Origin of the sequence: Sorangium sp. So ce394, assembly GCF_051474665.1 — a bacterium.
GTDB classification, from domain to species: domain Bacteria; phylum Myxococcota_A; class Polyangia; order Polyangiales; family Polyangiaceae; genus Sorangium; species Sorangium cellulosum_D.
The window spans coordinates 6,274,875-6,297,473 of sequence record NZ_CP150339.1 but is presented as its reverse complement, the minus strand read 5'-3'; the positions used below and the strand labels follow the sequence as shown (position 1 = coordinate 6,297,473).

Sequence of the window (22,599 nt, the reverse complement as noted above, 5' to 3'; positions counted from 1 at the left end):
GGGCGATCAGCGCTTCTTCGCCGCCGCCTTCTTCGCCGGCGCCTTCGCCGCCTTCTTCGCGGGGGCGGGCGAGGACTTCTTGGCGGCGGGGGCCTTCGCCTTCTTGGCGGCGGTCGCCGCGGTCTTCGCCGTCGCCGCCCGCTCCGACGCGGGCGCCTTCTTCGTCGCGGCGGCCGCCTTCTTCGCCGGCGCCTTCTTCGCGCCCCGCGCCGCCGCGGCCCTGGGCTTGCTCGCCGCGGGCCGCTCGGACGCCGGCTCGGCCGGCTTGCGGGGCTTCCCGCGCGCGGCGAGCTTCTTGGACGGCGTCTCGTCCTCGATCTCCTCGCCCTCGTCCTCGATCTCCTCGTCGTCGAGGTCCTCGGCGTCCCCCTCGTCGTCGAGCTCCTCGTCGTCGAGGTCCTCGTCCTCGAGATCGTCGTCGTCGAGATCGTCGTCCTCGAGATCGTCGTCCTCGTCGACGCCGTCCTCGTCGAGGTCGTCGTCCGCGCGCACCGGCTGCGGCGCGGGCTCGCGGCGCCGCGACGCCGGGGCTTCGCCGCGCTGCGGGGCGGCGGCCGGCCTGCTCGCCGCGCCGGGCGCGCCGAGCGGCTCGCCGAGCAGGGCGGCGACGTCGCGCGTGAACTCCGTCATGTGGCTGTCGACCTCGAGCGCGTCCTGCTCGGACAGCGGGGTGAGCTTGAGCCGGAGGACGCGGTCGCCCGCGATCTCCCACGACGCGGCGCAGCCGCCCTCGCGCAGCATCCTCGAGGCGATGGCGTCGATCCGCTGGCGCAGGCCGGCGCGCGCGCCGGGGTCGATCTTGCGCTGCAGCTCGAAGCGGCGCTCCAGCATCGGGAGCGTCACCACCTTCGCCTCGACGAGATCGGAGAGCTCGTCGGCCACCGCCTCCTCGATCTCGAGCCGGGCGTCCGGGTCGCTGCTCCCCAGCGAGAACGTCGCCTCGCGGAGCTCGGGATCGTACGACGTCAGCTTGCCGCCGGCGCTCTGGGCCGCGCGCGCCAGCGACTCGCGCAGCACCTCCGCCGGCGCGCGCTTGCCGACCGTCGAGGCGACGTACCCGAGCGTGTCGAGCCGCACGTGCACCGGGCCGTCGTCCTCGAGGCCGAGCTCGGGCCGCGGGCCGAGCAGCGCGTCGCGCATCACACGGAAGACGTCGCGCTTGATCACGTTGTCCTCGGTGAAGATGTCCTCGACGTGCTCGGAGTCCATCAGCGTGCTCGTCAGGCTCGCGACGAGCTCCTCGACCTGGTCGTCGATCTCGTCGGTGCCGAACGTTGTCGTGACCTCCCCGTCGACGAGGGCCCACGGCTCGAGCCGGGGCGCGATGGCCGCGATATCCGCGGACATCTTGTCCTCGAGCTCGCGCGCCAGCGCGGTCGCGCCGCCCCTGGCCACGAGGATGTGCCCGTGAGCCTTCAGCGCATCGACGATGCTCGTGGAAAGTCGGCGGGAGAGGTTGCGCTCGTTCACGAGGCGCGCAGCTTACACGGTTTGCGCGGCCTGGCGATACTTCGGAGCGCGCGGATCGGCCGTGCTCAGGGGTCGTTCTCGATCACCTTGATCAGCACGCCGCCGATCCGCTGCGGGATGGCCGCGCGCGCTGCCTCGGCCCCTCCGGACCGGACGCTCACGCGGACGATGAAGCCGACCCCGTCCTCTCGCTCGACCCCGACGCCGACACACCACGGCTCGCCGGCGATCTTGGCCTTGAGCTCGTCCTTGGCCCGCCGGGCCGATCCCACGTCGCTCATCTCGTTCACCTCTCCGTAAGTTGGCGCGCGAGCGCGCCGCTGCATCCGCCCGCGCTCACTCGCTGTATCCGACCGCCAACACCTGCCACGTCGCGGGCGCGTCGGCGACATCCACGATGCTCGCCGTGAACTCGCCGCTCGCCGACGGGGCGAGATCGCCGCCCGCCACGGGGATCTGACCGACGCTGACGATCTTGCCGTCGGCGCCGTAGAGCGAGACGATCGCGAGCACGGACCGGGCCGCGAAGGCGGACTCGTTCGTGATCCTGCCGGCCACCTGGTACGGGCTCTGCCCGCGCGTCGGCGTGAATTTCGTGTCCGCGATGTTGAGCCTGGCCAGCTTCCCCCGGAACGTGGCGGGCGCGGGGGCGACCTCGGCCTTGAACGTGGCGAGCCCGGGGGGACGCGGGGTGGCGAACGCGCAAGGGACCTTCTCGCCCGGCGGCAAGAGGCGCACCTGGGTCGCGCAGTCGCCGCTCAGGAGAGCGACGTCGCCGGCGCCGTAGAGCGTGATCTTCGCGCTCGGGGAGCCGATGGCCACCGTGCCGGTGTTGTGGATCTCGCCGACGAAATGCAGGAGCTTCCCGGCGCGCGCCGGGAAGCTCCGGAGGTCGCGGATCTCGGCGCGGAGCACGCCTCGCTCCGCGGCCGCGTCGGGCGCGTCGACGGGGGGATCGGCGACGGGCGCCGTGGGCAGCGGCTCGGGGAGCCTGGCCATCTCGCGGGCGGTGACGCCCGTGGAGAAGTAGATGAGCACCGCGCCCGCGAGGATGCAGAGCAGGAAGACGGCCCCGCAGCCGATGCCGAGGAACAGCGCGAGGTTCGACCGCCGCGGCGGAGGCCCGACCGGCGCGCCGCCGAAGCCGCCCGGAGCGGGGCCGAACGCCTGCGGGAGCGGGCCGTAGCCGCCCGGAGGACCGTGGCCGCCCGGAGGACCGTGGCCGCCCGGAGGACCGTGGCCGCCGGGAGGACCGTGGCCGCCGGGAGGGCCGTGGCCGCCGGGAGGGCCGTAGCCGCCGGGAGGGCCGTAGCCGCCGGGAGGGCCGTAGCCGCCGGGAGGGCCGTGGCCGCCGGGAGGGGCTCCACCCGGCGGATAGCCGCCAGGGGGGTGGTTTGCCGCGCCGAGCGGTGCGCCCTGCTGGTCCATGCGGCCCGCAGTATGCCGGAAAAGAGGCCCGACCGATCCACCCCGCGGCGCGCCGGTCAGAGGTGCCGGCGCGCGATCTCGGCCCACGTGCCGGTCGGCTCGATCTCCAGGTACCGGCGCCAGCACGGGCGCGCCTTCGTCGGATCGCCGATCTGCTCGTACGCCATCGCGAGGTTGTAATAGGCGTCCGCGAAGCGCGGATCGCTCTCGATCGCGCCGCGGAAGTACCGGATCGCCTCGGCCGCCCGGCCGCGCTCCAGCATCACGTAGCCGAGGTTGTACTGCGCCTCGGGCTGCGCCGCGTCGAGGGTGAGCGCCTTCAGGTAGAGCGCCTCGGCCTGCTCCTCGGCGTTGCGCCGGAAGCAGATGTTGCCGAGGTTCGTGTACGCGATCGCCAGCCAGGGGTCGATCTCGAGCGCGCGGCGGTAGAGCGCCTCCGCCTCGTCCATCGTCGCCGGATCCTCGTCGAGCTGGCTGGCCTGCATGTAGAGCTCGTAGGCCGTGCGCGCGCGATCCCTGCCGACCCGCGGGCGGAGCACGCGCACGACGTCGTCGCGCAGCTCCTTCACCTCGAAGTCGAGCACCATCTGCCCGGTGAGCGGCTCGAACGCGCCCGACGCGCTGCGGACCACGACCGCCTTGCCGTCGAAGGCGACGCGGAGCTCGGCGAGGGGGCGCGTCACCTTGGGCAGCGCGGCGCGGATGTTGTCGATCGCCCGCGCGACGTCGCGCAGGCGCACCTTGCGCGCGATGAGATCGCGCGCGGCGCGCAGGGCGATCAGATCCGAGAAGGTGTACGCGCGCCGCCCGCGCCGGCGGCCGCTCGGCGGCGCGATGCCGGCGCGATCGAGCGAGCGCAGTCGCCCGGGCGAGATGCCGAGCAGCCGCGCGACCTCGGTGCCGGTGAACATGTCGGTGACCGGCTCGCGCGCGCCCGGCGCAGGCTGCGGCGCCTCCGGCTCGCCGGTCCGCAGGGGGGGCGGGGGCTCGGACACCCGCCCTCCACCAGGGCCGAACACGACGTGGATCACCTTGTCGGAATCGCCGGAGGCGGAACGGTCCTTCTTGCTCATCGCAGCGTCGCGGGCTCCGCGCCGAGGATCGACAGAAGCAGAGCGCGCCGTGTGGAGCCTACCCCGCCTCGAGCCGGAGCGCTCCCGTTCTTCACGTGGGCACGCGCGTCAAGAGGGCACGCGGCGGAGGGCGCGAGCGGTCGCCGCGGCGCTGCGCCGGCGCGCGGCGCTCGGGGTGCATTTTTGCTTTCAGTGACGATCACCGTGATCACGCGCGCGCCGTCCTGTCCGTGGTGAGCAGCACGCGCGCCGTGACGTCCACGGTCAGCGCGAACGAGACCGCCGCCGCGCGCGGCGCGAGCCCGCAGCGGATCTCGGCGTGCATCGGCCCGAGCGGGCCGCCCGCCCGCGCGGCCGCCTCGCGCTGCGCGACGCGGAGCGCCCGCAGCCGGAGGTGGGGGTCGAGCGCGAGCGCTCGGTCGAGCGGCGCCGCGAGCGGCGCGTCCGGCGGCAGCGCGACGAGCAGGCTGGTCGACCCGTAGTACACGAGCGCGCCCCCCTCGCTGCGCGTGCTGCCCTCGCTCACCACGTCGGCGCCGTCGAACAGGGCGTGGAGGCGCCCCGCCGAGCACGCCACGAGCTCGACGTGACGCCGCTGGAGGAGCGGAGGTCGCTTGACCTTCGCCAGACCGGGACCGGGGAGACGCTCGCTGCGAGACATTCCGATCGCGATCGTGGCATTGCCGGACGCGGCTTCCCAAAAGCCCGCGGAGATCCGCACAAAGTTGCGGAGGCACCCGCTTTCGTGCGGGACGCAGGGGGCCGCGCGTCGGCGACGAACTTGGCCATGCGCGGCGCGCCTTGCCACGATGCGCGCCGCGCCGAGGGGCGCGAAGGAGCGACGAGCGACCATGAGCTACACGGGCAACGAGCGCCGCAGGCACCGCGTCTTCATCACCCGCAACACGGAGTACCACGTCCGCGACGAAGTCTGCGTCGCCGTGCGCGACCGGGCGGCGCGGAAGTTCAGGACGTCGCACCTCGCGCTGCACCTGAAGCTCCAGGGCGCGGTCCGGATCAACCCGAACGGCGTCGTGATCCCGGAGCCGCACAACGCGCGCGTCGGCTCCCCCATCTACTTCACGCAGGTGGACCCCGACGGGCAGGAGCGGCAGGTCGTGACGAGCCGCGTGGAGCGCATCGAGCGGCCCGAGAAGAACACCGTGATGCAGTACCCGTCGTGACGCCGCGGAGGCCGCGCCTGGCGGCGCGGCTCGGTGGGCGGCGGTTCGTGTGCGGCGCGCGCGCCGCGCCGTCGCGCGGCGATCAGCCGATGAGGCAGAAGCCTTCGTAGTCGATGTAGCTGGTGATGGTCGGCGACTCGCCGCACGCCGGGCAGCTCTTGTCGCGGCGCAGCTTGAGCTCGCCGAACTTCATCCGCAGCGAGTCGTAGGTGAGGAGCCGGCCGATGAGCGGCGTCCCCTGGCCGAGGATCAGCTTCACCGCCTCGGTCGCCTGGATGATGCCGATGATGCCGGGGAGGATCCCGAGCACGCCCGCCTCCTGGCAGCTCGGCGCGAGGTGCGGGGGCGGCGGCTCGGGGTAGAGGCACCGGTAGCAGGGGCCGACGCCCGGCATGAACGTCGTCACCTGGCCCTCGAAGCGGAAGATCGACCCGTGGACGACCGGCTTCTTCTTGAAGACCGAGGCGTCGTTCACGAGGTAGCGGGTCGGGAAGTTGTCGCACCCGTCGACGATGATGTCGAACTGGTCGAAGATGCGGTCGACGTTGGAGCTGTCGACGCGCTCCTGGAACTTCACGACCTTCACGTCGGGGTTCAGGTCGCGGATCGCGGTCTCGGCGCTGTCGACCTTGGGCATGCCCACCCGCGAGGTCGCGTGGAGGATCTGCCGCTGGAGGTTCGAGTTGTCGACGACGTCGGCGTCGACGAGGCCGAGCGTCCCCACGCCGGCGGCGGCCAGGTACAGGGCGGCCGGGCTGCCGAGGCCGCCGGCGCCGAGGAGGAGGACCTTGGAGGCGAGCAGCTTGGCCTGCCCCGCCTCGCCGACCTCGGGCAGGAGCAGGTGGCGCGAGTACCGATCCCGCTGCGCCTCGGTGAGGTTGGGCGGCAGCTCGACCGGGTAGCTCAGGTCCTTCCAGCGGACGAAGCCCGGGTTGGCGCTCTCCACGTTGGTGTAGCCGAGCTCCTGGAGCGTCTTCGCGGCGAGCGCCGAGCGCGTGCCGCCGGCGCAATAGGCCACGATGTGCGCCGACTTGTCCGGCAGCTTCTGCTCCACTTGCATCTCCAGGAAGGCGCGCGGGATCGAGATCGCGCCCGGGATGAAGCCGGCGCGGTACTCCTCCTTCTCGCGCACATCCAGGAGCACCATCGGGACCTTGTCGTCGAGGCGGCGCTTGAGCTCGCTCAGCGAGAGCTCGCGGATGGACTTGCGGACGTCGGAGATGAGGTCGCTATAGGTCGTAGGCATCGTGGCTCCTCAGGGATAGGGAGACTTAGGTGCGCGGCGCTACGAGTCAACGACGGACGGACGGGGGCGGGTTTTCTGCTGGCCGAGAGGCACCCTAGCGCGTGCGGGGCAGGAGGTCGGGCCTCGCTCGGAGCGAGGCGAGCGGCTCCTCCTTCTGCGCGCCCCCCTCGCACTCGATGCGCGCGACCCGGCCCGCGGGCGGGACGTCGACGATCGTCGCGGGCTCGTTCTCCGACTTGCAGAGGGCGAGGACCTTCGTGCCCGGGGCGAGGCGCCCGCTGCGGAGCTGCTTGCGCTGGACCTTGACCTCCACGTCGTCCGCGAGCCGCCGGACGAGGATGTCGGCGCCCTGGACGTCGCTCACGACGCCGAGCTCGAGCGTCGGCTGCTTCTCCCGGAGCGGGCCCCACACGCGCTCGCCCTTCAGCTGATCGTTCGGCGGGAGCCAGTCGGCGGTGGGCTCCCGGGCGAGGCGCGGCAGCGGCGCCCAGCCGATCGCGAGCTCGAGCGCCGCCGTGAGCACGGCCGTGGCGGGCTCGACCGCGGTCACCAGGGCGCGGTCCTTGGTCTGGCCGAGGACCCAGACGGGGGTCGAGGGCGGGAGGCTGCGCTTCGGCTCGCCGTCGCTGTCGGAGGCGGGCGCGACCGCGATCGTGCCGTGCGACCAGCGCTTCTCGGGCCTCTTCATCGGCTTCATCCGGACCTGCATCGCCTCGACCCAGGCCGCGAGGGCCGAGCGCTTCCGCGCGAGCGCCTCGGGCAGCGCGTTGCTCCCGGGGAGGTCGGCCGTCTCCGGGGCGGGCGCCTCCCAGCGCAGCAGCGCGATGGTCGCGTCGAGCTGCGCCAGCGCGGCGGCCGCGTCCTGCGCGCCGACCGCCTTGCCGGCGAGCTCCGTCAGCCGCGGCGTCGCGGCGCCGCGGGCGCGCGCGAGCACCGTGCGCCCCTGCTCCTCGGAGGCGTCGCCCCGCTTGACGGCGGCGTCGATCTTCTCGACGACGCTCGACCAGCGCCCGGCCGTGATGTCGGCCTCGAGCTGCCCGTAGAGCGCCTCGGTGATCGTGGCGTCGAGCTCCGCCGCGAGCCGATCCGCGGCCTCGTCGCCGAGGACCGCCCGCGTGGGCGCCGCCGCGATGAACGCGCGCGCCTCCGCGAACTTCCCGGCGGTGGTCGCCGCGTCGATCTTCCCGCTCGCGCACGCCGCGGCCTGCGAGGCCACGAGCCGCCGGGCCTCGTGCGCGAACGCCTCGCTCTTCAGCGCGTCCATCCGCGACGACAGCGTGGCGAAGGCGCCCTCGCAGTCCTGCCGATCGAGCAGCTCGGCGGCCTCGCTGGCCCGGACCTTCGCCTCGCGGCGGTCGAGCTTGTCGCGCAGCTCGCCGATCTGGTAGCGGTGCGAGTCGACGCCGAGGCCGCTCGCCTTGTCGAGCAGGGCGCGCGCGTCCTCGTACCGCTTGTCGGACAGCGCGCGGCTCGCCTCGTCGTAGAGCCGCTGGCTCTCGGCGATGCGCGCCGTCTCGGCCGTGACGGCGGGCTGCGGCGCGGGCCGCGGGGCGGGCTCGGCGGCGCAGCCGGACGCGACGGGGAGCGCGGCGAGCAGGAGGACGGCGGGGAGCGAACGGCGGAGCGGCGGCCCGGGGGAGCGCATAGGGACAGGACTGTTCCACTCCCCGCCGAGGATCGTCAATGCCGCCCCGCCTGCGCGGTTCCTTGACCCGCGCAGGCGCTCGCTTTACGTGAAATCCCCGTGAGCGACGACGATACGCGCGGGACGGGCGCTGCCCGGGCCGGGGCCGAGGACAACAGCGGGCGCGTCTTCAGCGCGCCGAAGATCACGATCAACCGCGTCTACACCCGGCAGGGCGACGGCGGGCAGACCCGGCTCGTCGGCGGGCAGCTCGTCCCGAAGGACGACGCGCGGATCGAGACCTACGGCACGGTCGACGAGCTCAACGCGCTGGTCGGGGCCGCGCGGCAGACGCTGATGGAGCTGCTGCCGGGCGCGCCCGCCGCGAGCGTCGTGCGGCTCCACGACCTCGGGCGCGCGCTGCTCCGCGTGCAGCACGAGCTCTTCAACCTCGGCTCGATCCTCGCGACGCTCCCCGAGGACGTGCACCCGAAGCAGCCCCGCGTGACGCAGGCGGAGATCGCGCTCCTCGAGGCCGAGATGGACCGCTGCCAGGCCGATCTGGCGCCGCTGCGCTCGTTCGTGCTCCCGGGCGGCTCGCGGCTCAACACGGATCTCCACGTGGCGCGGACGGTGTGCCGCCGGGCCGAGCGCTGCTGCGTGCGCCTCGCGCAGGCGGGCCACGCCGATCCGCTGGCGGTCGGCTACCTGAACCGCCTGAGCGACGCGCTCTTCGTCTGGAGCCGCTGGGCGTCCGCGCTCCTCGGCACGCCCGAGATCCTCTGGGAGCCCGACGTCTCGGCGAGCGGCGGCAAGGCGCAGCCCGCCTGACCCGAGCCGCCCCGGTCGGGGAAGGCCCGGAGGACGAGCGCCCACGCGAGCGCGACGTAGGCGTAGCCGAGCAGCGCGTCGATGAGCCAGTGGTGGGCGAGGTAGAGCGCCGCGAACAGCATGAGCGCGGCGTAGGCGAGCTGGACGGCGAGCGACGGCGCGCTCGCCCGGCGGAAGGTCGCGAGCAGCCCGTAGAGCGGGTACGTGACGTGGAGCGACGGCAGCGCGCCGTAGACGGTCGCGCCGCGGCTGTAGAGGTCGCGGAAGTAGGTGATCCCGAGCATCGCGTCGACGCGCGCGAGCGCGGCGGGGGAGCTCTGGGCGGCCGGATCGAGCGCGCACCCGTGGGCCTCGACGTACCAGGGCGGCGCGGCCGGCAAGAGGCGGTACGTGGCGAGGCCGAGGAGGTGCGTGGCGAACGCGAGCCAGGCGAACCTCCGCGCCGCGAGGGCCTCGCTCCGGTAGAGGTGGAGCCAGTGCCCCACCATCACGAGCACGTAGCCGCCGTACGGGAGGGCGCAGAGCAGGTCGAGCGCGGGCCGCTCCAGCCCGGCGAGCAGCTGGCCCGGCGTGAGCCGGCGGCCGCCGATCTCCACGCCGAAGAGCGCGAGCTCGGCCGCGCGCAGCTCGCAGCCGAGGACGTGGGCCGGCGCGGCGAGCCCGCCGTCGAGCTGCTTCATGCCGTCGTACGCGAGGAACAGCAGGAAGAAGGGCAGGGCGCTCAGGAAGAACCGGCGGGAGCGCTCGCCCGCGCAGACGCTCGTCGCGGCGAGGGCGGCCACGGCGAGGTGGTCCCAGCGCGCGGCGCCGCGCGGCGCGAGGAGGGCGACGTAGGCGAGCCACGGCAGCGCCGGCAGCCAGGAGAGCGCCGGCAGCCAGGAGAGCGCCTGCAGCCAGGAGAATGCGCCCCAGCGGGCGCGCGCGCGCCGGAGCATGATCAGAGCGGCGCGCTCGTGGCCTTGCCGTCGCCGAGCAGGCGACGGCGCTCTCCTTCGGGGCGCGCCGTCGCCCGCGGCCCGGTCGGCGGCGCCGCGTCGGCGGCCGCGAGGGCGGCGCGCGTCCGCTGCACGAGCCGCAGGCCGGCGGCGAGCCCGACGCCCGCGACGAGGGCGACGCAGGCGAGCGTGATCGGGAAGGGGAGCGCGCCGGTGAGCGGCGAGGCCGGCACGGCCGGGCCGAAGACGAGCGCGGCGACGAGGTAGGCGAGCCGCTCGTGCCGGCGCATGAGCCCGCTCGGCAGCGCGACGCGGTAGACGTCGGCCTTGGCGCGCGCGTAGCTCACGAGCGACGAGGCGACCATGGCGACGAGCGGGATCGCGAGCGCGACGGCGTGATGGCGGTAGAAGACGGCGAGGCCGATGAGCGGCGCGGCGTCGGACACGCGGTCGAGGCACGAGTCGAGCACGGCGCCGGCGCGCGACGCCTTGCCGCCCTCGCGCGCCACCATGCCGTCGAGCGCGTCGAGGACGGCGCCGGCCATGAGCAGCGCGGCGCCGGCGCGGAAGCGGCCGACCGCGAGCAGCGGCGCGCAGGCGAGCGACAGGGCGAGCGAGAGGTAGGTGAGGGTGTCCGGCGAGACGCGGAGGCGCACGAGCGCCCGGGCGGGGGCGTGGAACGACCAGTAGAAGGCCTCGACGACCGGGCCGGGGAGCAGCGCGCTCCCCGGAGAGGCGCCGAGCCGCGGCATCGCGGGCCGACCGTGGCGCGCGACGCGCACGGCGTAGGCGCCGAGCACGGCTGTGCAGATTAGGATCGCAAGGGCGCAGGGGAGAACGGCCACCCCGGGGGCGGTTGCAGGGTTCGATCCGGGCCGGCGCGGGCGGCCGTCCTGCGCCGCCGGGGGCGGGCCGGGCGCGCCCGCCGCCGGGGGCGGGCCGGGCGCGCTGCCGCTGGAGGCGGGCGGCCTCCGGCGGCGTGGCGGGGAGGGGGCGAGCGGGCGCGCCGCCGGCTACTTGCAGCTGGCGCGAGAGAGGCGGATGCCCTGGTCCGGCTCCGCGTAGGCGATGCCGAGCTCCTGGCCGGTCCAGGCCAGCGCCGGGTACCGGCCGGGCGTGTCGCCGCTCGCCTTGAGCTCGGCGCCCGCGGGCGACAGATCGCGGTTCAGCAGCGCCACGAACACGGCCGCGGGGCCGTCGCGGAACTGGTAGTACGCGACGGCCAGGTGGCGCCCGGTCCACGCGAGCGCCGGCCAGTTCGCGCTGCCGTCGCCCGGGGAGACGACGGCCTCGCGGGACACCTCGTCCTGCGCGGAGATCCGGATCGCGCGGATCTGCTCGGCGCCGGCGCGGGTGTCCTCCCAGACGACGAAGGCGTCGTCGCCGCCGAGCGCGACGCGCGTCAGCTTCGCGTCGACGCCCTGGTGCGCGATCCGGTCGAGCGGCGCGCTCCCCTGGCGCGGCCGGGCGAAGAAGAGCGCGTCGCCCTGGCTCCAGGCGAGCGCCGTCCGCTCGCCGTCGGTCGCGACCGCGGGGAACTTCGCCTGGTCCAGCGGCGTCGCGCTGCCCAGCGCGCCGCGCTCGAGGGAGCTGATCAGCGAGCCGCCCGCGTCCATCCAGGCGACGACGATCCCGTCCCGGCCCGCGGCGGCGATGGGCCACGACTCGGCCGCGCTGCTCTCGACGAGGTCGAAGGCGGCGCCCTCGGGGACGCCCTCCAGCGTCGCGCGGCGGCCGCGCACGACGCTGCCCGTGCCGTCCTGGTCCTGCCAGACGACGAGCAGGCCCTCTCCGTCGCGCTGGACGCTCGGGTGGCTCGAGACGCCGGGGCCCGCCGCGATCGCCTCTTCCCGCAGCTTGTTGCCGTCGGCGTCGATCACCGCGAGGTGGATGTCGCCCTCGTCGGCCCCTCGCTCCTGCCAGGCGACGGCGTACCCCGCCCCGGTCCCCGCGATCGCGGGCGTGGTCCCGCGGCCGCTGCTCACCTCCAGGCCTCGCGACGTGATCGTGCAGGCCGCGGCGTGGGTCCCGGTCCCCCCTCCGCCCGTCGCTGCTCCGCTGCCCCCCGTGCCTTCGCCGCCCGCGCCGCCGCCGCCCCCCGTGTCGGCTCCGCCGCCTCGTCCTCCGGAGCCGCAGCCCCACGCCGCGGCGATGATCGCCGCGCTGATCGCGCCATGAACCCAGTGCTTCATTGTTCCCCCGTCGTGGTGATGAGAGGCCCTCGGCGCGGCGCGCGCCGGGCGGAGGCCGCACCGAAGGCCCCGGGTCGCGGGTCCGCGCGGCGGCTCCCGCCGCCTCGGGGCGGCGGGAGGCGGGTTGCCGTGCCGGACGACCGCTGCTCCTCCGTTCGATGTCCGCGGGGTCGGCCGGTCGCGGCGGAGCCGCGCGTTCGCGCAGATCGCGCGACGCTCCCGGGCGCGAACCGCCGTTCGCTCCCCCGCGGCGCGGCGCCTGCGCCTCGCGGCTGCCGCGCCGGCCAGGCGCGCGCCGATCGGCGCTGCCCCCGCTGGAACGCGCGCGGCGCGCGCCGATCCGGCCGGCGACGCTACTCGTCGGCCGGCTGCGGCTGCAGCGCCTCGGCGACGGCCGCGAGCACATCCTGCGCGGCCTCGAGCTTGCGCCGCGGCATCGCCTTGATGGCCTGCCGCACGGCCGACTCCACCGTCCCGGTGCGGAGGCTGTCGAGCTCGCGCCCGCGCGCGGTGAGGCCCAGGAGCGCGCGGCGGCCGTCCTTCGGGTCGGCCCGGCGCTCGATGATGCCGCGCTCCTGCAGCCGCTTGAGCACGCCCGTGAGGGTGCTCGGGTGCAGCTGCATGATCTCGGCGAGCTGCCCCGCGGAGATCCCGGGGTAGCGCCCGACGATGCGGATGACGAGCCGCTGCGGGCCCGTCACGCCCATCTTCGCCTCCATGCGCTTCGACGTCGACTGCAGGCCGTGATCAACGGCCCACAGGAGCTTCATGAAGTCGAGCACCTCGCCGAGCCGAGAGGCCTTCTCTGCAGGGGGAGCGGCGTGGGACGAGCGCATCGCCGACGCTTGCTAGCTCGCCCGGGCCCAGGTGGCTAGCACCACTGCGGGAAGTCGGGCCGGGGAGGGAACCCGGACCGGAAGGGAAGGGGACGGAGCCGCCGCGGAGGAGCAGGGATGGCGCGCCCCGGCGGGGCGCGCGCTGGCGAGCAGCGCACATCGCCGCCGCGGTCTCCGCGCTTTGCCGTAGCGCCGGCGGGCGGTTTCGGAGCAAGATCGGCGTTGATGAGCTGGGCACGGCGAGCCGCTCTGTGGACCGGGCTCGGCGCGCTGATCTGCATATCAGGCGCGGCCGTCGGCCAGGCGCCCTCGCTGCGCGCGTCCTTCTCGGCGGCGTACCGCGCCTTCCGCGATCCCGGCTTGCTCGATCGCCAGCCGACCGACGTCGCGCCGGCGCTCGCGTGCGCTCCGCCGGCGCCGGCCGGCGACGCGCCGCCCGCCGTCACGGCGCTCCTCGTGCGCGAGTTCCAGGCCGCGACGGACGAGGATCTCGAGGACCCCGACGGGGCGACGCTGTCCACGCTGGCGATGCCGGATCTCGACGTCCCGCTCACGCGCCGCACGATGCGGTTCGTCCGCTTCTTCGCCCAGTCGGACGAGGGGCGCGCCGTGTTCCAGCGCCGCTTCCGGCGCGCCGGCGCGTACCGCGAGATCATCGAGCGCTCGCTCCGCGAGGCGGGCCTCCCGGAGGACCTCCTCTGGGTCGCGGCGGTGGAGAGCGGCTTCGATCCGCGGGCGGTCTCGCCGGCCGGCGCGGCGGGGCTCTGGCAGTTCATGCCGAGGACCGGCGAGGCCTACGGCCTGGAGCAGTCCGAGTGGATCGACGCGCGCATGAGCCTCACGCGCGCCACGGACGCCGCGACCGCGCACCTGCGCGACCTCTACGAGCGCTTCGGCCGCTGGGATCTCGCGCTCGCGGCGTACAACTTCGGCCACGAGGGCGTCCTCCGCGCGCTCGCGAAGGTCGCGGCGGAGCGCGATCCCGAGGCCCGCGGGCCCGTCGGGCTCGCCGAGCTCGCGCAGGCCGGCGCCGTCCCCAAGGAGACCGCGGACTACGTGCCGCAGATCGTGGCGTTCGCGATCGTCGCGGCGAACCGCGCGCGCTTCGGGCTCGACCTGCCCGACGTCGCGCCGCTCGCGCCGCTCGACCTCGGCGAGGTCGCGGTGCCGCCGGGGACGCGGCTCCGCACCATCGCGCGCGCCGCGGGCATCTCCACGGCCGCGCTGCGCGAGCACAACCCCGAGCTCCTGCGCGACCGCGTCCCGCCGGGCCGCGCCGACCACCTGATCGCGCTGCCCGCCGATCGCGTCGCGCGCGCGATGGCGCTCTTCCCGGCGTACCTCGACCACGAGGTGCTCGACGAGGACGAGGGCGACGGCCTGGCCGGCGCGTCCGCCGCGCTGCCGCCGCGCGGCGCGGGCGGCGAGCTCGGCGAGCTCGCGCTGAGCGACGGGTCGCTGCCGCCCCGCCCCGTGTCGCTCGGCCGGAACCGGCTCCCGCTCTTCACCCCGCCGGGCCAGGCGCCGGCGCCGATGCCGCTCCTCGGCAACCCGGAGGCGCTGGAGGCCAAGCTCCCGATCGTGATGATCGGCGGCGACGTCGGCTTCCGCCCCGCGTTCGAGGACGATCCGCTCGGCCTGCGGAGCGGCCGCCTCGCCCCGGCGTCGCCGTTCGACGCCCTCGAGGGCCCGGGCGCGCGGCGCGCCCTCAAGGGCCGAGAGGCGGCGATCGAGAAGCAGATCGGCCTGCTCGCCGGGCTCGGCCTGGAGCAGGTGCAGCGCTTCCGGCTCCCGAACGGCATCGCGGTCGACCTCCGGGAGGACCCCGCGGCGCCGCTCGTCTCGATCAGCGCGTCCGTCGCGGTGCCGGCGCGGTCCGCGGGCGACGCCGGGGCGGCGGGGCCGGCGCTCGCCAGCGAGGCGCGCGTCGCGATCACCGTCCCGCCGCGCGATCTCGAGGTCGGCGTCGACCTTGTCGCGGCGCGGCTCCGGATGCTGCTCGACGAGGCGAGCGCGGGGCGCGTGGCCGAGCTCCGGAGGCAGGCCAGCGCGGCCTCGCGGCGCGCGCTCGAGCGGGCGCCGTACGGCCCGTCGTGGCTCGCGCTCGGGGAGGCGCTGTTCCCCGCGGGCCACCCGCTCGAGGGCACGCTGCTCGGGGCGCGCGCCGACGCGGGCGCGGCCAGCGAGCTCCTGCTCACCGAGTCGCTCCGGCGCGAGCGCGCCGCGGCCCAGGCGACGATCGCGCTCTCCGGCGACGTCTCGCGCGCGGCGGTCGAGCAGGCGCTCGCGCGCTCGCTCCAGCGCGTCGCCGCCGAGCCGGAGCGGCCGATCGGGCCGCACCCGCGCGAGGATCGGATCGTCCTCGAGGACGCGGTGCCGTCGCCGCGGCTGCTCTACGGCTGGATCGCGCCGCCGGAGGGGGGCGCGGACGAGGCGCCGCTCCGCGTGGCGATGGAGATCCTCACCGGCCCGCGCGTCGCGCGGCTCGCGAAGGCGCTCGTGACCGAGGGGCAGCTCGCGTCCGAGGTGACCGGGCGGCTGTCGCTCGGCGCGCAGGCGAGCGTGGCGGCGGTGGAGCTCACGCCCGCTCCGTCGCGCAGCGCCGCCGAGCTGGAGCAGCGCCTCGACGCCGAGCTCGCGGCGCTCGCGACGTCCGGGCCGACCTGGAAGGAGCTCGCCCTCGCCAAGGCGCTGCTCAAGATCGAGCTGGAGAAGGAGCTCGCGCGCCGCGCCGCCGTCGCGCCGCCGCCCGCGTCCCCGCGGCCGATCACGGAGCTGCGGCTGCGCGCCGCGCTCGATCCGGGCAGCCTGCCGCGGCTCCTGCGCGCGCTCGAGGAGGTCGAGCCGGCCGACGTGCGCGCCGTGGTCGCGCGGACCTTCGGCCGCGAGCACCGGGTGAGCGTCACGACGTGGCCCCGCGGCGGCCCCGGCGGCGTACGCGGCGCGAGCGCGCTCGCGACGGACGTCCCCACCTCCGCTGCGCCGCCCGCGCCATCGCCCTGACGGCGGCGATCGCCGCGCGCCGTCACGTTGCTGCGCCGCGTGCTTGACGCGACGCAAGAGGGAACCGCGCGTTCAGCCGCCGTAGCAGCATTCTGTCGACACCTGGTGAGCCAGCTGTCCTTCGAGGGATGGACTTATGGACAGGTATGGACATCTGGCATCACTTGGAGATAGCACGGGAGAATGACGACCCCTGTAAAGCCGCTGATGGCCGCCATACCAGCAAGCGAGCACGCCGCGCACTTCCACGACGCCGCCTACCTGCCCCCTCTCTCCTTGACGACGGAGGCGCCGCTTCACGCGCCCCGCGTGACGCGGAGCGGCGTGGTGGAGCGCTCGACGCGGATCGTCGCGAGGGGGACGCTCGCCGAGACGTCCGAGCCGGCCTCGCTGCTCGACAGGGTGCACGAGGTCATCGCGCTCTCGGATCAGCCGGTGCTGCGCAACCTGCTCATCACGCAGTGCTACTACGAGATCTCGGCGGAGCTCGTGAGGCTGCTCGGCGGCGGCAACGCCCACTGGTGCACGTTCGCGACGTGGGCCTCCAAGACCGCGGGGAGGTTCATCCGCAACGAGGAGGTGCCGTCGGTGCTCCGGTGGCTGATCCTCTCGGACGACGAGGAGCGGGAGGCGGTCGTGCCGCGCCTCCTCAGGCGGCGCGGGCAGGGCGAGCCGGAGCGGGCGAGCGCGTGGCGGCTCAGCGCCGTCGAGCTGATCTCGCCCTGGTGGGGGCAGGGGTTCGGGCTCATGGAGCTGCCGGAGCGGATCCTGTCCGAGCTCAGCGCGGACATCGCGCTCGGCAACCTCAAGGTGTTCGAGGAGCTCGGGCCGCTCTTCGCCCGCATGATCCAGCTCTACCGGGGCTGCGCGCGGCCGGGGAAGAAGGAGCTCGCGGAGCTGCTCGAGGGGCTGGAGCGGGGGCCGTCCACGGATGGAGGGCAGGGGCTGCTCCGCAGCGCCATGGAGCACTACCACGACGCGATGCTCACGGAGGACAAGGACAAGAAGGCGGAGCTCATCCTCCTCGCCAACGCGCGCGTCGGGCTGCACGAGCAGGTGCGGCTCCAGCCGTACATCGCGCGGGCGCTCAACGCGCCCGTCCGCTGCGCGGTCGACACGGTCGGCCTCCCCGAGGCGCTCCAGTCGATGGTCCTCGACAAGGTCGAGAAGCTGAAGGCGTTCTGGCGCGCGATCGCGACCAAGGAGATGATGACCATGTGCCTGCCGGACGAGATCCTCGAGCTCGGCCACGATCTCCCCGCGCCGCCCGGCCTGCCGCTGCACTGCGTCGAGCTCGCCACCATCGAGGATCGCGAGCTCTACGAGCTCCTGCTCAAGTACGACGCCCACGACCAGACGACGGCCGGCTGCGGCGCCAAGGACTGGGCGTTGCTGAGCGAGCGCATGGGCTACATCCTCGAGCTGTTCCGCTCGCGGCAGTGCTGCCCCCGGCTCCTCGAGCGGCCCTTCAGCTGCGAGCAGCACGCCGAGATCGCCGCGTGGCGGGTGCCGTCGCCGATCCACGGCGATCTCTAGCGCCGCGCGCCGGCGCGCCCCTGCCGGATCTCCGCCCACTGCGTCGCGCCGCGCTGCGCGCGCCGCCCCTCACCGCTCTTCCTGCGCGTCCCCCGCGTCGGCCCGCGCCCCGCGGCGATCGAAGATCTGCGTCAGGAGGCCGAGCGCGCCCTGCCGCTCGGCGATCTCGCGCCCCTTCCGGAAGGAGGCCGCCGCGCGCGCCCGCGCCTCCGCGGCGGTCGGCGCGCCGCGCGCGAGCGCGATCTCGCCCTCGAGCCGGCAGAGCTCGGCCTCGAAGTAGCGCTCGTCGCTCTTCTCGACGAAGGAGAGCGTGTCGTCGAGCAGGGCGCTGGCCTCGTCGACGTTGCCGGCGCCGAGCTCCGCGTCGATGAGCGCCGCTCGCCAGTAGGTCAGCGACACGCGGCTGCCGACGCCCATCAGCATCGTCAGGCCGCCGCGGATGCGCGTGGCGCCCTCGGCGTAGCGCGCGCGCGCCTCCGCGCCGGCCGGCCCCTGCGCCGCGCGCGCCGCCGCCGCCCAGCCGAAATCGATCTGGCTGAGCGCCGCCCAGTGGGGCATGCCCACCTCCTCGGCGAGCTTGCCGAGCACGCTCGCGTGCGCCTCCGCGCCGGCGACGTCGCCGACCAGGCAGCACAGGACCGCGGCGAAGTGCTCGACGAAGCCCCGGCTCACGGGCTGGTTCAGCTCCTCGCACAGCGCGATCGCCTCGTCGATCGACGCCTTGCCCCGCTCCGGCTCGCCGAGGTGGAACGCGATCCAGGCGAGGTGCGACAGCGAGAACGCCGCGGCGTCGTGGCCGAAGAGGAAGGCGAGCGGCAGGTGACGCGCGGGATCGTAGATCGACAGCACCCTGTTGAAGTGCTCGCGCGCCTCGCCGAGGCGCCCCCGGAGGAAGCGCGTCGCGCCGAGCGCCTGGTGCGCGCCGAGCGAGATCCCCGGGTCGCCCGTGCTCTCGGCGAGCGCGAGCAGCTGCTCGCCGTGCTGCTCCGCGAGCGCGTAGTCGCCGCGGACGTGGAAGAAGATCCAGAGCCCCCACAGCGCGGGGAAGAGCTGCGGCGAGGAGCCCGCCTCGCGGCAGAGCGCGTGCGCGCGCGCGTACGCCGCCTCGACCTCCGGGGCGGCGTAGCCGCGCGTGATCATCAGCGGGACGCCGAGCGTCGTCTGCAGGGTGATCTCGTCGCGCGCCCGCTCCTTCGTCTCCGGCAGCTGCTTGAGGAGCTCGAGCCCGCGGCGGAGGTGGCTCTTCGCCTCGGCGTGCGCGGACGAGATGAGCGACGCCTCCCCGGCGCGCTGCCAGGCCGCGACGGCGGGGCCGATCAGCGCGGCCTCGGTGTAGTGGTGCGCGAGCAGCTCGGGCGGCGTCCCGGGGAAGCGCTCGGCGAGCACGGCGGCGATGCGCGCGTGGTACACCTGCCGGGTGCTGCGCAGCAGCGACTGGTAGGCCGCGTCCTGCACCAGCGCGTGCTTGAACGTGTACGTCGCGCGCGGGGGGCGCCCCCGCTGGAAGAGCAGCTCGGCGTCGACGAGCTGCGCGAGCGCCTCGCGCAGCGCCGCGGGGCTCGACGCCATGAGGAGCGGCTCGCCGCCCGCGCCGCCCCCCGCGCAGAGCTCGAGCGCCTCGTAGCCGAAGGTGCGGCCGAACACCGCGCCGAGCTGCGCGACCTCCTTCGCCGGGCCGAGGCGGTCGAGGCGCGACGTCAGCGAGTGCTGGAGGGTGACCGGCGTCTCGAGCGCGCTCAGCCACCCGCTACGCGCGCTCGGCGAGCCGGCCGCCTCCCATGCGGCCGCCTTGGCGGCGGCCGCCTCGAGGACCATGCGCGTGAGCTCCTCGGCGAACAGCGGGACGCCGTCGCTGCGCTCGGCCAGCGTCCGGATCACCTCGTCGGGCAGCGGGGCCTGGATGGCCGACGCGCCGCTCGTCGCGTACGCGCCGGCCAGCTGCTGGATGAGCGCCCGCATCCGGTCGGCGCTGAGCGGCGCGAGGTAGATCTGGGTGAAGTGCGATCGCAGCGGCCACGGCGGCGTGAACGTGGGGCGCGCGGTCAGGAGCAGCAGCAGCGGCGACGGCCGCCCCTCGTCGATGAGCCGGCCGAGCAGCTCCAGGGTCGACGGATCGGCCCAGTGCAGGTCCTCGGCCGCGAGCACGAGCGGCTGCCGATCGGCGAGCCCGAGGAAGAGCTGGAGGAGCGAGGCGATGGTCTCCTGCCGCTGGCGCTGCGGGGTGAGCGCCGGCGCCGGGTGGCGCCCCTCGGTCGGGATCGACAGCAGCGCGGCGAGCAGCGGCACGGCGAGCGGCCCCGCCTCCGCCTCGGCGAGCAGCTGCTCCAGCCGCTCGAGCCGGTCTTCGCCCTTGTCGAGCGACGCCCCGCGCTCGCTCGGCGCCGCGGCCGAGCCGCTCAGCGTGCTCGCGCGGTCGCGATCGCCCGCGAGCAGCGCGTTGAGCAGCTCGATCACCGCATAGAACGCGCTGTTCTGGAGCTGCGGCGAGCAGCGCGCCTCGAGCCAGAGGTGCGGCGTCCCGGCCAGCCGGTCGCGGAAGGCGCGCACGCTCCGCGACTTGCCGATGCCGGCCTCGCCCGTCACCAGCACGACCTGCCCGGCGCCGCCCGAGGCCCGCGACCACCGGGCCGCGAGCTCGTCGAGCTCGCTGTCCCGCCCGACGAGCGGGGTGAGCCCGTGGTGCATCCTCGCGTCGAGCCGGTCCCGCGCGGTCGTGCGCCCCTGCACCGCGAAGATCTCGATCGGCTGGCGCGCGCCCTTCGGGCTGATCTCGCCGAGCGCGTCCACGTAGTAGTAGCCCTCGATGAGCTTCTGCGTGGCGCGGCTGACGAGCACCGTGCCCGGCTCGGCGTGGGCCTTCAGCTGCGTCGCGGCGTTCAGGGTCGGGCCGGCGAGCGAGGGCACGGCGTCGCTGTCGGCCACGACCACGATCCCGGTGTGCACGCCGACCTGCACCGACAGGGGCACGGACACGATCTCCCGCGCGTTCAGGCGGGATATGTGCTCGACGAGATCGAGCGCCGCCTGCACCGCGCGGAGGGCGTCGTCCTCCTTGGCCACGGGGTGGCCGAAGTAGGCGATCGTCTCCTCGCCGGGCGAGCGGAGGAACACCCCCTCCTGCGCCCCGATCACCTGGGCGCACGCGGCCTGGAACATCTGCACGAGCTCGTGGAACGCCTCGCTGTCGACCGTGTCGGCGATGCGCTCGGCGCCGGCGAGCCCGCAGACCAGCACGGTCAGCTGGCGGCGCTCGCCGCGGCCGGTGGCGGTCACCGGCCGCGTCCCGGGCGCGGCGCTCGGCAAGGAGGGGAGCTTCGGGGCCAGCGGCGCCTCCTGGGTGCCGGCGGCGCCGGGGTGGAACGACGCGCTGCGGATCGGCCTCACCGACGGCCCGGCGGGCGCGAGGCCGCGGCCCGGGATCGCGAGCGTCGGCGCTGCGCCGAGCCGCTCGTCCTGCCACTGCTGCTCGGGCGATCTGCGCTGCGTGCCCGGCGGCGGCTCGGGCTCGGAGGGCACGAGCTGCGTCTCCTGGTCCGCCGCGGCGTCGTGCACCGCGCGCGTCGCGATGGCCCGCTGCTCCGGCGAGCCGCCGCGCTCGTCGTCGCGAGGCAGCGGCCACGGGATCGCCGACACGTCGCAGCCCTCCAGCAGCTCGTACGCGTCGCGGGCGGACCGGAAGCGGTGCGCCGGCGACTTGGCGGTCGCCTGCGCCAGCAGCGCGCCGAGCGGGTGGCCGCGGAGGGCGCGGGGGATGGGCACCGGCTCGGGGCTCAGCTGGCGAAAGATGACCTCGGCGACCGTCGCCTCGTGCATCACCGGCGCGCCGATCAGGCACTCGAGAAAGGTGAGCCCCCATGCGTAGATGTCCGCCGCTGTGGTCGGGGTCGACTGCACGAGCTGCTCCGGGGCCATGTAGGCCGGGGTCCCGTTGAACTCGCCGGTGCGCGTGAGCGCGCGGTAGTCGGCGGCGCGGGCCTCGCCGATCAGCGCGGCGATGCCGAAGTCGAGCACCTTGACGTGCGTCCGCTTGCCGGAGCCGGCGACCATGATGTTGTGCGGCTTGAGGTCGCGGTGGATGACGCCGCGCTCGTGGGCGAAGCCGATGGCGTCGAGCACCTGGAGCATCAGCCGCTTCGCCTCGTTCGGCTCGATCCCCCGCGTGCGCTGGCAGCGCGCGCTCAGCGTCTCGCCGTCGACGTACTCCAGGGCCAGGTAGAGCTCGCCGTCGGGCAAGCGTCCGGCGTCGAGGAGGCGGACGATGTTCGGGTGGCTCAGCTGGGCGATGACCTGCATCTCCCGCTCGAAGCGCGCCTCCTGCGAGCCGGACTCGCGCGAGCGCCGCAGCGCCTCGGGCCGCAGCAGCTTGAGGGCCACGCGCTGGGTGGTCACGATCTGGCGCGCGTCGTAAACGACGCTATGACCACCGCTGCCGAGGTGGCCGAGCACCTGATACCGGCCGTCCACGAGCGCGCCGACCTCGAGCAATCCATCGCGAGCGGACATCTCTTGATCTCTTACAGCCGAACGCCGCCGGAGGGGATCGTGAACGCCGCTGACAGCCCAGGTTGATCGCTCGCGCGTCCCGAGGCCGGCGCGCTCGTGGACGGCCGCGAGGTGGGGAGCTGGCCCACGCCTCCGCGGCGCCCACCCCTCTGGCCCCGCGGCGCAGCGCGCTTCGCGGTCCGGCGCTGAGCGTGAGTCAGGCAACCGAGATTACTTCGGCTTGAGCGCGTGGTGCGGGAGGACGAGGTCTGATACCCTCGCGCTTGATGGGCAATGCCCCGCATTCTGGCAGCATGCCGCCACCTTCGAGTGGCCGGGGCCAAGGAACGCTCCTCTACGCCGTCGACGACGAGGAGAGCAACCTGGACCTCATGGACCGGGCGCTCCGCTCCGGCTACCAGGTCCGCACCTTCGGCGATCCGCGCCGCGCGCTCGCGGCGGCGGTGAAGGAGCCGCCCTCCGTCGTCGTCGCGGACTACCGGATGCCTCATTTCAGCGGGCTCGCGCTGCTGCGCGAGCTGCGCCGGCAGGGGCTGAGCTACGTCCCGGTGCTCGTCTGCGCGCCGACCGACGTGGAGCAGATCCAGAAGATCTCCCGGGAGAGCGCGAGCTTCCGGATCATCACGAAGCCCTGGATCGCCTCGGATCTGCGCCGTCAGGTCGACCTCGCGGTGAGCCTGCACCAGCTCCAGGCGACGAAGAACCTCCGCTGAGCCGAGCGCGCCCCGTGACCCTCCG

16 protein-coding genes and 1 pseudogene are annotated in these 22,599 nt (G+C 74.9%); 5 read left to right on the top strand and 12 right to left on the bottom strand.

Going from position 1 to position 22,599, the window contains the following annotated elements:
- Positions 1–6: 6 nt before the first annotated feature.
- The 5 genes from WMF33_RS23095 to WMF33_RS23075 all read right to left on the bottom strand — a co-directional run bounded on the left by WMF33_RS23095 (position 7) and on the right by WMF33_RS23075 (position 4,632).
- Positions 7–1,470, bottom strand: a complete 1,464-nt coding sequence (locus WMF33_RS23095; RefSeq protein ID WP_437339141.1) for a hypothetical protein — start codon at positions 1,468–1,470, stop codon at positions 7–9.
- 65 nt (positions 1,471–1,535) lie between these two features.
- The gene (locus WMF33_RS23090) at positions 1,536–1,751 is read right to left on the bottom strand and encodes a hypothetical protein (protein ID WP_061628901.1); all 216 of its coding nucleotides are present in this window, start codon (positions 1,749–1,751) and stop codon (positions 1,536–1,538) included.
- Positions 1,752–1,806: 55 nt separating this feature from the next.
- Positions 1,807–2,898 (bottom strand): hypothetical protein, encoded by a 1,092-nt coding sequence (locus WMF33_RS23085; protein WP_437339140.1) that lies wholly within the window; start codon positions 2,896–2,898, stop codon positions 1,807–1,809.
- A gap of 56 nt (positions 2,899–2,954) precedes the next feature.
- Positions 2,955–3,971, bottom strand: coding sequence for a tetratricopeptide repeat protein (locus WMF33_RS23080; protein WP_061628897.1), 1,017 nt, complete (start codon positions 3,969–3,971; stop codon positions 2,955–2,957).
- Positions 3,972–4,179: 208 nt separating this feature from the next.
- A complete protein-coding gene (locus WMF33_RS23075; RefSeq protein ID WP_061628896.1) occupies positions 4,180–4,632 on the bottom strand; it encodes a hypothetical protein in 453 nt (150 codons plus the stop codon).
- 190 nt (positions 4,633–4,822) lie between these two features.
- On the opposite strand from WMF33_RS23075, the gene WMF33_RS23070 reads away from it, so the two are divergent.
- Positions 4,823–5,155, top strand: a complete 333-nt coding sequence (locus WMF33_RS23070; RefSeq protein ID WP_437339139.1) for a hypothetical protein — start codon at positions 4,823–4,825, stop codon at positions 5,153–5,155.
- A gap of 82 nt (positions 5,156–5,237) precedes the next feature.
- Here WMF33_RS23070 and moeB read toward each other — a convergent pair whose 3' ends face one another.
- Positions 5,238–6,401 carry a molybdopterin-synthase adenylyltransferase MoeB gene (moeB, locus tag WMF33_RS23065; protein WP_020736552.1) on the bottom strand — a complete coding sequence of 388 codons (1,164 nt, stop codon included), beginning with the start codon at positions 6,399–6,401 and terminating at the stop codon, positions 5,238–5,240.
- 94 nt (positions 6,402–6,495) lie between these two features.
- Positions 6,496–8,046, bottom strand: coding sequence for a hypothetical protein (locus WMF33_RS23060; RefSeq protein WP_437339138.1), 1,551 nt, complete (start codon positions 8,044–8,046; stop codon positions 6,496–6,498).
- Between the two features lie 99 nt (positions 8,047–8,145).
- Here WMF33_RS23060 and WMF33_RS23055 point away from each other — a divergent pair, with 99 nt between their 5' ends.
- On the top strand, positions 8,146–8,856 hold the full coding sequence (locus WMF33_RS23055; RefSeq protein WP_437339137.1) for a cob(I)yrinic acid a,c-diamide adenosyltransferase: 711 nt from the start codon (positions 8,146–8,148) through the stop codon (positions 8,854–8,856).
- A 47-nt stretch (positions 8,857–8,903) separates the two neighbouring features.
- Here WMF33_RS23055 and WMF33_RS23050 read toward each other — a convergent pair.
- From WMF33_RS23050 to WMF33_RS23035, 4 genes and pseudogenes are all read right to left on the bottom strand, one after another.
- A pseudogene (locus WMF33_RS23050) lies at positions 8,904–9,536 on the bottom strand (phosphatase PAP2 family protein); the annotation flags it as partial.
- A 257-nt stretch (positions 9,537–9,793) separates the two neighbouring features.
- Positions 9,794–10,591, bottom strand: a complete 798-nt coding sequence (locus WMF33_RS23045; protein ID WP_437339136.1) for a CDP-alcohol phosphatidyltransferase family protein — start codon at positions 10,589–10,591, stop codon at positions 9,794–9,796.
- Between the two features lie 213 nt (positions 10,592–10,804).
- Positions 10,805–11,983 carry a hypothetical protein gene (locus tag WMF33_RS23040; RefSeq protein WP_437339135.1) on the bottom strand — a complete coding sequence of 393 codons (1,179 nt, stop codon included), beginning with the start codon at positions 11,981–11,983 and terminating at the stop codon, positions 10,805–10,807.
- Positions 11,984–12,336: 353 nt separating this feature from the next.
- Positions 12,337–12,819, bottom strand: coding sequence for a MarR family winged helix-turn-helix transcriptional regulator (locus WMF33_RS23035; RefSeq protein WP_061625553.1), 483 nt, complete (start codon positions 12,817–12,819; stop codon positions 12,337–12,339).
- A gap of 225 nt (positions 12,820–13,044) precedes the next feature.
- On the opposite strand from WMF33_RS23035, the gene WMF33_RS23030 reads away from it, so the two are divergent.
- A complete protein-coding gene (locus WMF33_RS23030; RefSeq protein WP_437339134.1) occupies positions 13,045–15,822 on the top strand; it encodes a transglycosylase SLT domain-containing protein in 2,778 nt (925 codons plus the stop codon).
- A 183-nt stretch (positions 15,823–16,005) separates the two neighbouring features.
- A complete protein-coding gene (locus WMF33_RS23025) occupies positions 16,006–17,358 on the top strand; it encodes a hypothetical protein (protein ID WP_437339133.1) in 1,353 nt (450 codons plus the stop codon).
- Between the two features lie 69 nt (positions 17,359–17,427).
- Here the strand turns inward: WMF33_RS23025 and WMF33_RS23020 are convergent, their stop codons facing one another.
- Positions 17,428–21,861, bottom strand: a complete 4,434-nt coding sequence (locus WMF33_RS23020) for a protein kinase domain-containing protein (protein ID WP_437339132.1) — start codon at positions 21,859–21,861, stop codon at positions 17,428–17,430.
- A 293-nt stretch (positions 21,862–22,154) separates the two neighbouring features.
- On the opposite strand from WMF33_RS23020, the gene WMF33_RS23015 reads away from it, so the two are divergent.
- Positions 22,155–22,574 (top strand): response regulator, encoded by a 420-nt coding sequence (locus tag WMF33_RS23015; protein WP_237245555.1) that lies wholly within the window; start codon positions 22,155–22,157, stop codon positions 22,572–22,574.
- Positions 22,575–22,599 lie beyond the last annotated feature (25 nt).

Excerpts from the sequence above, each read along its gene's own strand:
- WMF33_RS23090 (WP_061628901.1), bottom strand. The coding sequence starts at position 1,751 with ATGAGCGACGTGGGATCGGCCCGGCGGGCCAAGGACGAGCTCAAGGCC.
- WMF33_RS23085 (WP_437339140.1), bottom strand. The coding sequence starts at position 2,898 with ATGGACCAGCAGGGCGCACCGCTCGGCGCGGCAAACCACCCCCCTGGC.
- WMF33_RS23080 (WP_061628897.1), bottom strand. The coding sequence starts at position 3,971 with ATGAGCAAGAAGGACCGTTCCGCCTCCGGCGATTCCGACAAGGTGATC.
- WMF33_RS23075 (WP_061628896.1), bottom strand. The coding sequence starts at position 4,632 with ATGTCTCGCAGCGAGCGTCTCCCCGGTCCCGGTCTGGCGAAGGTCAAG.
- WMF33_RS23070 (WP_437339139.1), top strand. The coding sequence starts at position 4,823 with ATGAGCTACACGGGCAACGAGCGCCGCAGGCACCGCGTCTTCATCACC.
- moeB (WP_020736552.1), bottom strand. The coding sequence starts at position 6,401 with ATGCCTACGACCTATAGCGACCTCATCTCCGACGTCCGCAAGTCCATC.
- WMF33_RS23060 (WP_437339138.1), bottom strand. The coding sequence starts at position 8,046 with ATGCGCTCCCCCGGGCCGCCGCTCCGCCGTTCGCTCCCCGCCGTCCTC.
- WMF33_RS23040 (WP_437339135.1), bottom strand. The coding sequence starts at position 11,983 with ATGAAGCACTGGGTTCATGGCGCGATCAGCGCGGCGATCATCGCCGCG.
- WMF33_RS23035 (WP_061625553.1), bottom strand. The coding sequence starts at position 12,819 with ATGCGCTCGTCCCACGCCGCTCCCCCTGCAGAGAAGGCCTCTCGGCTC.
- WMF33_RS23030 (WP_437339134.1), top strand. The coding sequence starts at position 13,045 with ATGAGCTGGGCACGGCGAGCCGCTCTGTGGACCGGGCTCGGCGCGCTG.
- WMF33_RS23025 (WP_437339133.1), top strand. The coding sequence starts at position 16,006 with ATGACGACCCCTGTAAAGCCGCTGATGGCCGCCATACCAGCAAGCGAG.
- WMF33_RS23020 (WP_437339132.1), bottom strand. The coding sequence starts at position 21,861 with ATGTCCGCTCGCGATGGATTGCTCGAGGTCGGCGCGCTCGTGGACGGC.
- WMF33_RS23015 (WP_237245555.1), top strand. The coding sequence starts at position 22,155 with ATGCCGCCACCTTCGAGTGGCCGGGGCCAAGGAACGCTCCTCTACGCC.